Origin of the sequence: Methylobacter sp., assembly GCF_036845245.1 — a bacterium.
Taxonomy (GTDB): Bacteria; Pseudomonadota; Gammaproteobacteria; order Methylococcales; family Methylomonadaceae; genus Methylobacter_A.
The window spans coordinates 85,519-99,183 of record NZ_DAIUEH010000012.1 but is presented as its reverse complement, the minus strand read 5'-3'; the positions used below and the strand labels follow the sequence as shown (position 1 = coordinate 99,183).

Annotated in this window: 14 protein-coding genes; 5 read left to right on the top strand and 9 right to left on the bottom strand. The window is 50.2% G+C overall.

The annotated features are described in order from the left end of the window. Positions 1–250: 250 nt before the first annotated feature. Together V7051_RS07530 and V7051_RS07525 are read right to left on the bottom strand one after the other, a co-directional pair. Positions 251–1,624, bottom strand: a complete 1,374-nt coding sequence (locus V7051_RS07530; protein ID WP_333874327.1) for a sensor histidine kinase — start codon at positions 1,622–1,624, stop codon at positions 251–253. Beyond that, positions 1,617–2,291 carry a response regulator transcription factor gene (locus tag V7051_RS07525; RefSeq protein WP_333874326.1) on the bottom strand — a complete coding sequence of 225 codons (675 nt, stop codon included), beginning with the start codon at positions 2,289–2,291 and terminating at the stop codon, positions 1,617–1,619. Before V7051_RS07525 ends, V7051_RS07530 begins: the two co-directional genes overlap by 8 nt. 115 nt (positions 2,292–2,406) lie before the next feature. Here V7051_RS07525 and V7051_RS07520 point away from each other — a divergent pair, with 115 nt between their 5' ends. The 5 genes from V7051_RS07520 (at position 2,407) to V7051_RS07500 (ending at position 10,575) form a co-directional block, all read left to right on the top strand. Then, complete coding sequence (locus V7051_RS07520; protein WP_333874325.1) at positions 2,407–3,132, top strand: carbonic anhydrase family protein; 726 nt, start codon at positions 2,407–2,409, stop codon at positions 3,130–3,132. Positions 3,133–3,188: 56 nt separating this feature from the next. Next, on the top strand, positions 3,189–4,781 hold the full coding sequence (locus tag V7051_RS07515; RefSeq protein ID WP_333874324.1) for a SulP family inorganic anion transporter: 1,593 nt from the start codon (positions 3,189–3,191) through the stop codon (positions 4,779–4,781). A 407-nt stretch (positions 4,782–5,188) separates the two neighbouring features. Then, positions 5,189–6,349 (top strand): TolC family protein, encoded by a 1,161-nt coding sequence (locus V7051_RS07510; RefSeq protein ID WP_333874323.1) that lies wholly within the window; start codon positions 5,189–5,191, stop codon positions 6,347–6,349. A 2-nt stretch (positions 6,350–6,351) separates the two neighbouring features. Further along, a complete protein-coding gene (locus V7051_RS07505; protein ID WP_333874322.1) occupies positions 6,352–7,461 on the top strand; it encodes an efflux RND transporter periplasmic adaptor subunit in 1,110 nt (369 codons plus the stop codon). A gap of 3 nt (positions 7,462–7,464) precedes the next feature. Continuing rightward, entirely contained in the window at positions 7,465–10,575 is a 3,111-nt protein-coding gene (locus V7051_RS07500) for an efflux RND transporter permease subunit (RefSeq protein ID WP_333874321.1), read from the top strand. A 174-nt stretch (positions 10,576–10,749) separates the two neighbouring features. Here V7051_RS07500 and V7051_RS07495 read toward each other — a convergent pair whose 3' ends face one another. The 7 genes from V7051_RS07495 to V7051_RS07465 all read right to left on the bottom strand — a co-directional run bounded on the left by V7051_RS07495 (position 10,750) and on the right by V7051_RS07465 (position 13,651). Next, on the bottom strand, positions 10,750–11,034 hold the full coding sequence (locus tag V7051_RS07495; RefSeq protein WP_333874320.1) for a DUF1640 domain-containing protein: 285 nt from the start codon (positions 11,032–11,034) through the stop codon (positions 10,750–10,752). Positions 11,035–11,179: 145 nt separating this feature from the next. Then, complete coding sequence (locus V7051_RS07490; RefSeq protein ID WP_333874319.1) at positions 11,180–11,380, bottom strand: RebB family R body protein; 201 nt, start codon at positions 11,378–11,380, stop codon at positions 11,180–11,182. 110 nt (positions 11,381–11,490) lie between these two features. Next, on the bottom strand, positions 11,491–11,727 hold the full coding sequence (locus tag V7051_RS07485; RefSeq protein ID WP_333874318.1) for a hypothetical protein: 237 nt from the start codon (positions 11,725–11,727) through the stop codon (positions 11,491–11,493). A 126-nt stretch (positions 11,728–11,853) separates the two neighbouring features. Continuing rightward, positions 11,854–12,507, bottom strand: a complete 654-nt coding sequence (locus tag V7051_RS07480; RefSeq protein WP_333874317.1) for an HAD-IA family hydrolase — start codon at positions 12,505–12,507, stop codon at positions 11,854–11,856. A 130-nt stretch (positions 12,508–12,637) separates the two neighbouring features. Next, the gene (locus tag V7051_RS07475) at positions 12,638–12,925 is read right to left on the bottom strand and encodes a hypothetical protein (protein WP_333874316.1); all 288 of its coding nucleotides are present in this window, start codon (positions 12,923–12,925) and stop codon (positions 12,638–12,640) included. Positions 12,926–13,038: 113 nt separating this feature from the next. After that, positions 13,039–13,425 carry a PIN domain-containing protein gene (locus V7051_RS07470; RefSeq protein WP_333874315.1) on the bottom strand — a complete coding sequence of 129 codons (387 nt, stop codon included), beginning with the start codon at positions 13,423–13,425 and terminating at the stop codon, positions 13,039–13,041. After that, positions 13,418–13,651: an AbrB/MazE/SpoVT family DNA-binding domain-containing protein gene (locus V7051_RS07465; protein WP_333874314.1), complete on the bottom strand. Its 234-nt coding sequence runs from the start codon at positions 13,649–13,651 to the stop codon at positions 13,418–13,420. Before V7051_RS07465 ends, V7051_RS07470 begins: the two co-directional genes overlap by 8 nt. Between the last annotated feature and the right edge of the window lie 14 nt (positions 13,652–13,665).

The window sequence follows — 13,665 nt, the reverse complement described above, 5'->3', positions numbered from 1 at the left end:
GGCATAACGCCAACTATAACCTATATCTAATGCTATTAATGCAATTAAACACTAGGTGACGCTGCCGTTAAGTGAAACCGAAAATAATTACATGGTTGGGTGCGAATTTATTCGCGCACCAAGTAAGTATAAAAACGCGAATAAATTCGCACCTACAATGGATTAAGTCCTTGGCTTAACCGCATGGAAAAATCGTTTCGAAAACGTGGGCCGAGAATAATATAGGTCTTATGGGCAAGTGTACTGATCGTTACGGTTTGTTAAAAACCAGCTCGATTCGGGTGCCGCCTGCCGTACCGGCGCGGCTTAATTTAAGCTGCGCCTTATGCAGGTCGGCAATTTCCTTGACGATTGCCAGCCCTAGACCGCAACCGTCGCCAGGGCTTCCGGGGATACGGTAAAAGCGCTCGAAAACCCGGTCTATTTCAACCTCGGGTATGCCTGAACCGTCATCTTCGACGCTCAGTCGAGGCGATGGATAACGCTCGACTTTAACCATGATATTGCCCTGATCATGGCCATAACAAATGGCGTTATCCAGTAAATTAGCCAGTAATTCCTGCAACAAAATTTCATCGCCGCGCACGTACAGCGGCTTTTCCAAGCCTTCAAAACCAAGTTCCATATGCCGCTGCAACGCTTTAGGCACCCAGTCCATGCAGGTTTCTTTGGACAGCTTGCATAAATCCACTTGCCGTAATTCATAATCGCCATTGATCGGTTCCGATCTGGCTAAAACCAATAATTGAGTAGTCAGATGCGACATGCGATCGGCGCAGCCCTGGATATGCGTCAAGGCGGGCTTCATGGCCGACAGGTCTTGTTCACGCTGTGCGCGTTCGACTTGCAGTTTAAGACCCGCCAGCGGGGTGCGTAATTGATGTGCGGCATTGGCAATAAATCGTTGCTGGGTTGCGATGGCTAAGCCCAAGCGTTCCAATAAATCATTGATGGTATCGGTCAGCGCCCGCACTTCCAGAAAAACATGCTGCTCCGGAATGGGCCGTAAATCGCGCGATGAACGCTGTGCAATTTCATCAGCCAATGTATGCAACGGTTGCAATCCGCGTTTTACGCCCACGACCAGATAAATGCCTGCGAGCAGGACCAATGCCATCTGCGGCACAAGGTCGGCCAGCAAAATATCCATCATCATATTCCGCCGTTTATTTAAAGTCTCCGCAACATGGACAAATACCTTTTCCGAGGTGTTCTCAGGCGCAATCAGCATCGACACCACCCTGACCGGTTCGCCATACATCTCGTCGTCAAAATAAACGGGACGCGTCCAATCGGTTTTCGAATCCAACGGCTCGGGAACGAATTTATCGCCCGCTATCACGCCTTTTTCTTCCGAGATGATTTTGAAATAGGTTTTGTCCGATTCATCCCATTTAAAAATCTCTAACGCGGCGGGGGGCAATTCCACGAATATCTTGCCTTTGCGTACTTTGATTTCCTGGGTTAACGAGCGCGCGGAATCGAGCAGCCAACGGTCATAAGCCACATCGACATGATGCAGGGTGACAAAATAAGACAGGACGGATTCGATGCTGATAAAAAAAATCAACGGAACGGCCAGGCGTAAAAGAATTTCCGTTTTTAGGCTGCGCTGCTTACTCATCCGCTGAACGCTCCAGTAAATAGCCGAGTCCGCGCACTGTCCTGATCACCGCACCATACGGCTCAATACGTTTGCGCAGCCGATGCACATAAATTTCAACGGCATTATCGGTCAGCGCATCGCCATCCACGGCCAGGCGCTGCGCAATGCGGTCTTTGCAAACGACTTTTCCGGCCTGCATCAGCATGATTTCCAAAAGGCCGTACTCCCGCACCGACAAGCTAATCGCCTGTCCGTCTACCAGGACTTGATGATTATGTGTGTCCAACGCCAGGCGGCCGATCACAATATCGTTACTAAAGCCGCCGTAACAACGCCGGATCAATGCATGAACCCTAGCTTCCAATTCCCTCAATTCGAAAGGTTTGGTCATATAGTCGTCAGCGCCCTGCTCAATACCGTTGATCCTGTCGTTAACACCGTCACGTGCGGTCAAAATCAAAATCGGCAACGGAATTTTACGGCTGCGAAGCTTGCGCAACAGTTCCAGGCCGTCCATATCCGGCAAGCCCAAATCCAGCACGATTAAATCGAAACTTTGCGCCTGGAGCAGCTGGTCTGCGTAAGCGCCGGTCGTGGCGGAAGTCACCGAATAACCGCTACCGCTCAAGGTGTGAGTCAAGCCGTCGGCCAGAACGGCATCGTCTTCTATTAATAAAATGTTCATAGACTCAGGAAGTTGTGAAAGGTTCTTGAAAGGTTAAAGGACTAGGATAACTGTCATCGAAATAACCGGCACACGCTGCTTAAATTTAAAACTATCGTAAAGATTGGGGAAACAAATGAAAACTTTAACTAAAGAAATACAAGCGTCTATAACGCCGACAATGGCATTGGACTTACTTAAAGAAGGCAATAAAAGATTCATAAACAACCTTAAAGTAAACCGTAACCTGTTGCAACAGGCAAATGAAACATCCGACGGCCAGCATCCGTTTGCGGTTATTTTGAGCTGCATCGATTCCCGTACCTCGGTTGAGCTGGTTTTTGACCAAGGCTTAGGGGATGTGTTCAGCATTCGCATTGCCGGCAATATTATTAATGAAGATATTCTAGGCAGCATGGAGTTCGGCTGCAAAATAGCCGGCGCTAAAATCATCGTAGTTTTGGGCCATACCAAATGCGGCGCGATAAAAGGCGCTTGCGACTATATGGAAATGGGCAACCTGACAGCGCTATTAAACAAAATACAGCCTGCGGTTTATGCTGAAAAATCCGTACTGGAGAATCGCAACTCAAGCAACGATGAGTTTGTTGAAAAAGTAACCGCCATTAATATAAAAAGAACAGTGGATGCCATTATGGAACGCAGCCCTATTTTAAAGGAGATGATTAAAACCGGTGCGATTGGAATTGTCGGCGCCAATCATGACATTACAACAGGCAGAGTCAGCTTTTATGATGAGACTTTAATATTGACGAGTGAAACCTTTGCAGACGAATATCAAAATCCGCCGTTACAACTTAAGGCAGTGGATCGACATAGCCCGATTGCGTTGCGGATATGAAAGCAAAACGCTGCGGCTGGACAATGTTCCTCATTCAAAATTAAAGGATTATTTATATGATTCACAAACATGCCCAATATTATTTCCGCCATCTAAAAGACGATTTTCCTGCCGGAATCGTAGTGTTCCTGGTCGCTCTGCCGTTATGCCTGGGCATTGCGCTGGCCTCCGGCGCACCGTTATTTTCCGGGTTGATTGCGGGTTTGGTCGGCGGACTGATAGTGTCCTGGCTAAGCGGCTCGCAACTTAGCGTTTCAGGACCTGCCGCTGGTCTTACCGTCATTGTGTTCAACGCGATTGAAACCCTCGGCAGTTTTCAGGGCTTACTGGTCGCCTGCGTTCTGGCGGGCATCATCCAACTCGCGCTGGGCTACCTGAGAGCGGGGATCATCGGCGCTTTTTTTCCCTCCGCCGTCATCAAAGGCATGTTGGCGGCGATCGGCTTGATTTTGATCATCAAGCAAATTCCTCACGCCACCGGCTACGACACCAGCTATGAAGGCGATGAAAGTTATATGAGGGAAACAGCCGAGTCGAGCTTTCTTGAGCTATTCGATGCATTTAGCGGCATTAGTCCGGGCGCTGTGATTATCAGCGCGGTTGCGTTGTTATTGTTGGTTATTTGGGAAATGCCCTGGTTTAAAAAACAGTCATTATTAAAACTGATTCCCGGCCCGTTGGTCGCGGTGGCCTGGGGAGTCGGCTACAACTTATTCACTACCCGGTTCGTACCCGCTTGGGCTGTCAGCGAAAAACATCTGGTCAAATTACCGATCTCGGAACAAGCCGCCGATTTTTTCAACAATTTTATATTCCCGGATTTTAGCTACCTGGCTAATCCGCAGATTTATATGATTGCCGTGACGCTGGCGATCATTGCCAGCCTGGAAACGCTGTTAAGCCTTGAAGCGACCGATAAACTCGACCCGTTGAAGCGACTCGCCCCAACCAACCGGGAACTAAAAGCGCAAGGCATAGGCAACATTATCAGCGGATTACTGGGCGGCTTGCCCATTACGGCCGTTATTGTCCGAAGCTCGGCCAACATCAACGCGGGCGGACAAACCAGCCTGTCGTGTTTTATTCACGGCTGGTGTTTACTGCTGAGCGTGATGTTTTTCGCCTATTACCTAAATTACATCCCGCTGGCCTGTTTATCGGCCATCCTGCTGCATACCGGTTATAAACTGGCCAAACCGGCGTTGTTTATAGAATTTTACCGAAAAGGCATGAGCCAACTGCTGCCTTTTGTGATCACTGTGCTTGCGATTCTGCTGACCGATTTATTAAAAGGCATGGCCATCGGCTTGGCTTTTGGTTTGTTTTTTGTGATCAAAGCCAATTATTCTGCGGCAATTACATTGATCCAGGACGGGGCGCATTATGTATTGTCATTGAATAAAGACGTTTCTTTCCTGAACAAGGCTCTGCTCAGAAAGTTCATCCTGCGTATTGATGCTGACAGCACGGTAACTATTGATGCGAGCAAAGCCAGATTTATCGATCATGACATCCTTGAAACCATCGAGGATTTTCTGGCTACGGCACCGGATGACAACATTAGCGTTGAGCTCATCGACTTATACGGCAAGGAAAAAATCAAAAAACACGAGGCTGTCGTGGTACTGAATGACCGGGCTAAAATTTAATGATCTACAGGCCTCAACGATCAGGCAGGCTTGAGTTCTCAACGCAGAGTATTACAGCTAACCGGCCTCCATAAATTACTTGGTACAAGAACTGCTTGTAATTTTTAGAAAATTAGAAGATCCACTAGCTTTCCGGTTTCTCAGCCCGACTGATTTTGACTCAATAACCCGGCATTACCCAATCCGTCGGGTAAATAAAATCGTTGCCCCGGTAAAGCCTGCGGATTTTTTTCTTTTTGATTCAATTGATAGAGGATCACTCTCAATAACTTAACTTGGACCACAAAACTATGCGAAGGCCCGGAAAATTATTTTATCTTCCTGTTCTACCAACTCCGCCGCACCTTGCTCTCATCCTTATACTAAGCGTTTTTTGGCACAATAGCCTGTCTGCACAAACGCTGACCTTGGCCCAAGTACTTAGCCTGCTTGAAACATATAACCCGTCATTAGCCAATGCCAAAGCGCGCCAGGACTCGGCACAGGCGGCATTGGTCACATCCCGCGCCTATCCCAATCCGGAGCTGGAAGTCGGCGGAGGTTCTTCAACCGGCATCGGCCAGGGCGCACTTAACGGCCCTAATGAACAGATTTTCATCTCTCAAGCGTTAGACCTGCCGTTCGTAAGAGAGGCGCGACGCAAGGTCGCCGAAGCCGGCATTACCTCGGCAGACGAAGCCAACCGCCATGTCTGGCTAACTGTGCGCAGCCAGGTCCGGCTGGCGTTTTATGAAATTTTACGCCGTCAGGCGGAACTGCAAATCAGCAAGGACAACGAACAATTACTTACCCAAATACGCGACCGAATCAAGCTCAAGGTTGAAGTCGGCGAAGCGCCCCGCTATGAACAGGTCAAATCGGAAGCGGAAGCACTCAATGCGCAGAAATTACGGGAAAGTGCGGAGACGAGGGTGGATGATGCAAAATCGGCTCTTCGCATGATGTTCGGCCCGGCTTTACCGCACCAGTATGAAACAGAAGGCGATTTACCCGCACCATTAACGTCATTGCCGCCGCTGGAAAATTTGCGCGACGAAGTGCTCAACAAGCAGCCGATCTTGCAGCAGTTTCGTGCGGAAATTGAAAAAGCCTCGGCCAGAGTCAAACTCGAGCAAAACCTGCGCTATCCGCAACCGACTTTGAAAGCGGGCGCGGAAAGAGATCCCGGACTTGAGCAATGGCGGATTAACATTATCGTGCCGTTGCCATTATGGAATCAGCGTCAAGGCCCGATCGGCGAGGCGGAAGCGGAACTGCGGCAAGCGGAGGCATTGGCCAGCCAGCAGGAGTTCTCGGTTATACGCGAGCTGGAAAATGCTTACAATCGCTACCGAATCGCCCAACGCCAGGTTGAAACTTTCGATGCCGGTTTACTGAAACAAGCCGAAACCGTGCTGAAAGTCGCCGAATCCGCCTATCGCCTGGGCGAGCGCGGCATTATCGATTATCTCGACGCCCAACGCACCTACCGCAGCGTTCGTAGCGATTACCTGAACGCCCGTTTCGACCGCCAGGCCGCACTGATTGATCTTGACCGTTTACGCGCCACCGACCTTGAGAACCTGTAACCATGACATTATTTTACCCTCTGCTGTTTCTCCTGTTGCTAAGCTGCCCGGCAAGCCATGCCGACAGTCCGTTACCGGTGGTAAAAGCCACCCCCGTCCTGATGAAACAGATCAAAGTCCTTGCCATCGGCGAAGGCCAAGTGCGCGATTCATTGCGCTTACCGGCACGGGTCGACCTGGATCAGCAGCATGTCGCCCAAATCGGCGCAACGGTAACAGGCCGGATTACCGAAACCGATGTCGTGCTCGGCCAGGAAGTCCGTAAAGGCGAACTACTCGCGATACTCAACAGCACCGAACTCGGCCTGGCGCAATCGGCTTATCTGAAAACCGGATCGCAGGTCAATTTGCGCCGGCTGGCGGTAAACAGGGCCAAACGCCTACTGGCCAGTGATGTGATCGCAGCCGCCGAGCTTCAGGAAAGAGAAAGCATGTTGAATGAGGCCGACGTGGATTTACGCACGGCAACCGACCAACTGCGTGTATTCGGCATGTCCGACAGCGATCTGGAGCGGCTTTCCAAGGAGAAAAAAATCCATTCGTTCTTACCGATTACAGCCAGCATCCAAGGCACGGTTGTTGAGCGCAACGTGATGGTCGGCCAAGTCGTGCAACCCGCCGATGCGCTGTTTACCGTCGCCGACCTGTCCCATGTCTGGGTGGTCGCCGAACTGCCCGAGCAACAGGCAAGCTGGGTGCGCAAAGGCGATGAAGCGATAGTCACCATTGCCGCCCTGCCGGAAGAAGAGCTGAGCGGCCGCCTGATTTATGTGGCCGACATGGTTGACCCGAATACGCGCACCGTGACTGTGCGTATGGCGCTGCCCAATCCGCAACGTATTTTCAAACCGCACATGCTGGCAACCTTACTGATTCGCAAACAGGACGTACAAGGGCTGGTTCTGCCGGATTCAGCCGTGATACGCGTCAATGACAGCGATCACGTTTTCGTCGAGACAGCACCGGAAGAGTTCCAGCTGAGGCCGGTGCAACTGGGCATTCGATACGGCAATGTACGGCGCATTCTCGGCGGCTTGAAACTGGGCGATAAGGTGGTCGTCGAAGGCGGGTTTCATCTCAACAGCGAACGCCAACGCAAGGAATTGGAGTAAGCGATGATTGAAGCCCTGATCCGCGGGAGTTTGAAAAACCGCATTTTGGTTATGGCACTGGCCGCAGGCATGATCCTGTTCGGCATCCGTGCGTTGCAATCGCTGTCCGTCGACGCGTTTCCCGATGTCACTAACGTGCAGGTGCAAATCGCTACCGAATCGTCGGGGCGCTCGCCGGAAGAAGTCGAGCGCTTTATTACCGTGCCGCTGGAAATCGCGATGACAGGCCTGCCCGGCCTTACCGAAATGCGCTCATTAAATAAAAACGGGCTATCCCTGATCACACTGGTGTTTACCGACAATACCGATGTCTATTTCGCCCGGCAACTGGTCATGGAGCGCTTGATAGAAGTCAGCCATAACATGCCTGAAGGGGTCAATCCGATCTTGGGCCCGGTTTCCACAGGGTTGGGCGAAGTCTATCAATACACGCTGGAGCGGGCCGATGACGGACAGCGCGCGCTGACGCCGGAAGAGCTGATGCGTCGCCGCGAAACCCAGGACTGGGTTGTGCGCCCTTTATTGCGCGGCATACCCGGCGTGGCGGAAATCAATTCGCAGGGCGGCTATAACAAGCAATACCAGGTATTGGTCAATCCCGACCGTATGCACCATTACCATATCACCCTTAATGAAGTGTTTAATTCGCTTGCGCGCAATAACGCCAACAGCGGCGGCGGTGTTTTGCCGCATTATGCCGAGCAATACCTGATCCGCGGTGTCGGCTTGATTCATGATGTCAACGACATCGGCAACATCGTGCTCAAAGAGGAAAACAGCGTCCCGATCCATATTCACGATGTCGCCGAGGTGAAAATCGGCCACGAAGTGCGGGTTGGCGCGGTGATAAAAAACGGTTACACCGAATCGGTCGGCGGCATTGTGATGATGCTGCGCGGCGGCAATGCCAAACAAGTGGTCAGCCGCATCAAGGAACAGGTGCAGGAAATCAACGACAAGAACATGCTGCCGGAGCATCTCAAAATCGTGCCTTACTACGACCGCAGCGAACTGGTCGATGCCGCGCTGCATACCGTCACCAAGGTACTGCTTGAAGGTATCGCGTTAGTCGTTGTCATCCTGCTGCTGTTTCTCGGCGATATCCGCTCCAGCCTGATCGTTGTCAGTACCATTATCGTCACGCCGCTGGTCACCTTTATCGTGATGAACCAGTTGGGTATTTCCGCCAACCTGATGTCGTTGGGCGGGCTGGCAATCGCGATCGGCTTGATTGTCGACGGCTCCGTCGTCGTGGTCGAAAACGCCTTCAGCCTGTTGACCCTGCGTAAAGGCGGCACCAGTAGCCGGGTTCAAGTGGTCATGGCGGCCGCTCAGGAAGTCGCCACGCCGGTTTTGTTCGGCGTCGGCATTATCATTCTGGTATTTTTGCCGCTGATGACCCTGCAAGGCATGGAAGGCAAGATGTTTGCGCCGCTGGCTTATACCATCGCGATTGCCTTGCTGATTTCACTGGTTCTGTCGCTGACCTTAACGCCGGTTTTATGTTCTTTTCTGCTGCAAGGGCAACATGAAAAAGAACACGACACGCGCATTATCGCGTTCCTGAAAAAGCCTTACCTCAAGCTGTTGGATTTATCTCTGCAACATAGCAAAGCCGTGGTTTTTCTGGCTGCGGCCCTGTTTGCAGGCACTTTGGCGCTGATGCCGTTTTTGGGCAGTTCTTTCATTCCAGAAATGAAGGAAGGCTCGATTGTTCCGGCAATCAACCGGGCACCGAATATATCGCTGCAAGAAGGCATCAAGATGGAAATGGAGGCGATGCGCATGGTCATGGAGATTCCCGGCGTGAGTCTTGCGGTGACCAATATCGGCCGCGGCGAAAGCCCGGCCGATCCGCAAAGTCAGAACGAATCAACCCCCATCGTCAGTTTAAAACCCCGCGACCAATGGCCTGAAGGTTGGGACCAGAATACCATTGCCGATGCGATACGCGACAAACTGAGCGCTAATCTGCCGGGCATACAGATTGTCATGGCGCAGCCGATTTCCGACCGAGTGGACGAAATGCTCACCGGCGTGCGTTCGGACCTGGCGGTGAAAGTCTTCGGCGACGACCTGGAACGCTTGAAAGCAACCGCGAATGACATTGCCCGCGTCGCAGGCACTATACAAGGCGCTCAGGACATCCGGGTGGAACGGCTGACCGGCCAGCAATATTTATCCATCATCGTCAACCGGGAAGCCACCGCACGGCATGGCATCAATGTTGCCGACATTCATGATGTGATTGAAACCGCTATCGGCGGCAAAACCGCAACCGAAATCTACGAAGGCGAACGGCGCTTCTCGGCCGCAGTGCGTTTGCCGGAAGGCTTCCGCAACAGCATCGAAGTTATCGACGCAATTCTGCTGACTTCGGCCAACGGTGCGCGCGTGCCGCTGGGCGATCTGGCTGACATCCGCCTGAATGACGGGCCGTCGCAAATCAGCAGGGAAATGGGCAAACGCCGGATCGTCGTAGCGATTAACGTCAGGGACAGGGACTTGGGCGGCTTCGTCGCGGAACTGCAAAAAGCCGTTTCCAGCCGGGTTAAACTGCCTGAAGCCTATTACCTGGAATGGGGCGGACAATTCCAGAATATGGAACGCGCACTGGGCCATCTTAAAATAATCATCCCGATTACTATCGGCGCGATTTTCTTTCTGTTGTTCATGCTGTTCAACTCGCTACGCTTCGCCGCATTAATCATCCTGGTACTGCCGTTTGCGTCGATCGGCGGCGTGGTGTCTTTATTCATCAGCGGCGAATACCTGTCGGTACCGGCCTCGGTAGGCTTTATCGCGTTGTGGGGAATCGCCGTTCTGAACGGCGTGGTGCTGGTTTCGTATATCCGCAATCTGCGCGACAACGGGCTCAGCCAAGTAGAAGCCATCCGCCAGGGCTGCGCGCAACGCTTTCGTCCGGTCATGATGACCGCCACCGTCGCGCTACTCGGGCTGGTGCCGTTTTTGTTCGCCACCGGCCCCGGTTCGGAAGTCCAGCGTCCGTTGGCTATCGTTGTGATCGGCGGACTGATTACCTCAACGTTATTAACGCTGATTATGCTGCCCACGCTTTATCGATGGTTCGATGGAAACCGGGAGTCTGTTTGATTTATGTTGACCGGCTGGCCGGTACCTTAAACAAGCCGGGAGCGGAACTGGCGATGGAACTATTATGGCTTTGTGTAGGTATTTTATTCTTAAAGGCCGGTAAACGTTCAAACACTCGTTAAGAAATGACTGGGCATAGGGAGATTACTTCAGATGTTCAAGGTTAGAAAATACTCAAAGCAGCTTAACCAGAGCGGCAACAACACTTATAGAAAGCGCCATCAGCCCACCCAGCTTGATAACCAGCCGCTGTTCGGTTTGAATAAAACGCGCGTCCATATCATGGCGCAAAATGTCAATGTCACGCCGTAAATCATCAATGTCATGTTTTGTTGCTAAATCAGCTTCGCCTTGCGCTTCTTTAAAGGCTTCCGAAAAAGCTTCGGCTTGGCTTTCCGGAACGCCTGCATCCTTGAGTGTCCGAACAAATTTATGGGTATCAAATGTAATGGCAGTCATAAAGTCGCCTCCTGTTTTTTGTTGATATACAGTTTATCACGCTTAATAATCAAGACAAGTCGGAGCGTGGGATCTAACGGAAAGCCTTAGGCAAGCACAGGAAGTGCAGTTATCGCTACCGTTAGACTTATTCCGGTCTACATGGCTATTCCGTTGATGCTGTGCTGTCGTCAATATCCGGCATCCCAGCCTCGGCCTGCTTCGCATTTTCCATCGCCATACCGGTCGAATGAGCCAGTGTTTGATAGGCAACGCCCAAGGCTTCCGCCGGCGACTCACCTAGGGTTTTAACGTTGGTTTGGGTGACCGCGTCGGTAATCTGTGGATTGACTTGGGTTTCCGCCATAACTTAGCCTCATTCGTTTAATTAAAATTTCGGGGTTTAAAAATACAAAAGAATTTTGATCTACATTCAATCACGCAGCCATTTTTGCATGACCGGAAAAGGTTCGACGCCTAGCTCCGCGGCTTTATTGTTGGTCTAAGCCAACCGGCATCGACAATATCTTTGATATCGATATAGACTCCCATCCGATAATTAAAAAGAAGCCCTTGAGCCCCTCCTCTATAGCCTTTATTGTGGAACAGTATTTCAGGACCGATTCCAAAGGCGACAACTGCGGCCCAAGACCAGGCAATTGCTTCGATGATGAAGTCCGCCATCTTTGCCGTTGTCGGATTATAAAATGCCATGGGTTCCTCTAAAAATGTTTAATAGCCGCATGTGACGGATCGTAGGATGAGGTGAACGCAGGTGAACCGCATCAATCGAGTAACGCGAATGTCGTCCCTCACTGCTCCCTATGATCCTATTGCGCTCTACAAATTGCACCTTACTTCGTTAGCACATTGATAGAGCAATTGGGTAAGCTGCGACATATCGTCAAACAGCACTCTGTCATCGCATGACGACATTTCACCATTTCGCACATACTGGAATGCTTTCATTCCTGCTGCTGCGGCTGCCTGAATTCCCACTTCACTATCTTCTACAACCACGCATTGGCTGGGCATATAGCCCATTGCATTGGCTGCGTATTGGAATAATCCTGGCTGCGGCTTCCAAGAGCCAACATCATATGAACTGAAAAGGCTATCGCCAAAGTAAGGTGCGAGGCCACTAACTTGCAGCGCTTGACGAATTTTCAAAGGCGGCCCGCTTGAAGCTATGCACTTGGGAAAGTGCGTTTCTTCGAGCATTTCAAGGACTCCGGGCATCGGCTTTAACTCACAAGAGAAGAGCTCCGTAACACGCTGGCGATAATGTTGTTCAAACGCATCTGGCAACTTTTGGCAAAGGCGGTTCTCAATATCGGCAAGAATTAGGGCCAACTTTTTGCCACGATACCGCTGGATCAATAAATCGACCGTCTCACTCAACTGAGGAAGCAAATCGAGAAACGCCTGATTGCAGAGCGCCTCGCTATCTACGAGCGTATCGTCCAGATCAAAGATTACACAGATACTGTTCATTTACCGAGATGCCCAACTGGAGCTAAGACTGGCGAGCCCGTAGGATGAGGTGAACGCAGTGAACCGCATCAATCGAGCAACACGAACGGTGTGGTTTGTTCCTCACCGCACCCTACGGCCCTTGACCATATTAAAAAAATAGTTTGTTAACCTCACTATTTGCTGATATTTCAGAGGCATATGCCTTGGCGTGTTCGCTCAAAGTACTTTTTATATTGAGAAAGTATATTTTTCTTCGATCCCAACCAAGCCAATCAAATAGGCTAGTTAATATTTTCTGAGCCGCTACATCTTCACCTTGAAGTGATAAATAGCAAGCAGTAGCAAAGGCGTTACGAAACAACATATCGGTTTTATAACGCTTTTCCTCTTCAAAAATTTTCACAAGCTTTTCAATCGACTGTTTTTCTTTGCTCATAAAATAATTTTACCTCTCATAAAAATACCTAACTAATATTAGACAACCTAATAGCCCGTACCTTGAAAATCAAATCTTTTGCCCGCATAAACTCCCCCGCGCACAATCAAAACTCAAACACTAACCACACCCTGTTGTTTTTGTAATTTCCTGTCAAAACTAAGCAATTTTAAATTTTGTTGTACGCTGTTTTGTAAAATCAGGGCATCGGCAAAATCAATATTTGAATTGCTGTACAACTGTAAAGCGGCTGCAAAAATCGTTTCGTTTTCCAATCTAAAAGCTGAGTTATTTAGCATGCTTTCCAGTACACGTCCTATGTCCGTTCTGGAAAAACCATAAGCCCGGCTTAATACCCAAACCGTTTCTACTTGCACGATTTGAGTCACATAAACCGTTTTATATTTGCTGACAATTTGCCGCGCTTTGCTATTTTGTTCGGGACACTGCGGGTCATCTACCAGGATGCGCACCATGACATTAGTGTCTAAACTAATCATCGCAAGCAGCTTCGGCTATCGCGTCCTCCATTTGCGCCAAAGAAACTGTTTTTGTCGCTTTCAGTAATCCAAATACCGCGCTGATATCATTTTCAACCGGTGTTATGGTAATAATATTGTTTTCGCAGCTCACTTTTACTTTTTGCCCCGGAGTAAGGTGTAAGGATCTGCGTATATTGGCAGGTATCGTGACCTGACCTTTTGAAGTAATACTTGATGTTTGCATAATTTACTCCTTGC

Coding starts and splice junctions, on each gene's coding strand:
- V7051_RS07530 (WP_333874327.1), bottom strand. CDS start 1,624: ATGAGTAAGCAGCGCAGCCTAAAAACGGAAATTCTTTTACGCCTGGCC.
- V7051_RS07525 (WP_333874326.1), bottom strand. CDS start 2,291: ATGAACATTTTATTAATAGAAGACGATGCCGTTCTGGCCGACGGCTTG.
- V7051_RS07520 (WP_333874325.1), top strand. CDS start 2,407: ATGAAAACTTTAACTAAAGAAATACAAGCGTCTATAACGCCGACAATG.
- V7051_RS07515 (WP_333874324.1), top strand. CDS start 3,189: ATGATTCACAAACATGCCCAATATTATTTCCGCCATCTAAAAGACGAT.
- V7051_RS07505 (WP_333874322.1), top strand. CDS start 6,352: ATGACATTATTTTACCCTCTGCTGTTTCTCCTGTTGCTAAGCTGCCCG.
- V7051_RS07500 (WP_333874321.1), top strand. CDS start 7,465: ATGATTGAAGCCCTGATCCGCGGGAGTTTGAAAAACCGCATTTTGGTT.
- V7051_RS07495 (WP_333874320.1), bottom strand. CDS start 11,034: ATGACTGCCATTACATTTGATACCCATAAATTTGTTCGGACACTCAAG.
- V7051_RS07490 (WP_333874319.1), bottom strand. CDS start 11,380: ATGGCGGAAACCCAAGTCAATCCACAGATTACCGACGCGGTCACCCAA.
- V7051_RS07485 (WP_333874318.1), bottom strand. CDS start 11,727: ATGGCATTTTATAATCCGACAACGGCAAAGATGGCGGACTTCATCATC.
- V7051_RS07480 (WP_333874317.1), bottom strand. CDS start 12,507: ATGAACAGTATCTGTGTAATCTTTGATCTGGACGATACGCTCGTAGAT.
- V7051_RS07475 (WP_333874316.1), bottom strand. CDS start 12,925: ATGAGCAAAGAAAAACAGTCGATTGAAAAGCTTGTGAAAATTTTTGAA.
- V7051_RS07470 (WP_333874315.1), bottom strand. CDS start 13,425: ATGATTAGTTTAGACACTAATGTCATGGTGCGCATCCTGGTAGATGAC.
- V7051_RS07465 (WP_333874314.1), bottom strand. CDS start 13,651: ATGCAAACATCAAGTATTACTTCAAAAGGTCAGGTCACGATACCTGCC.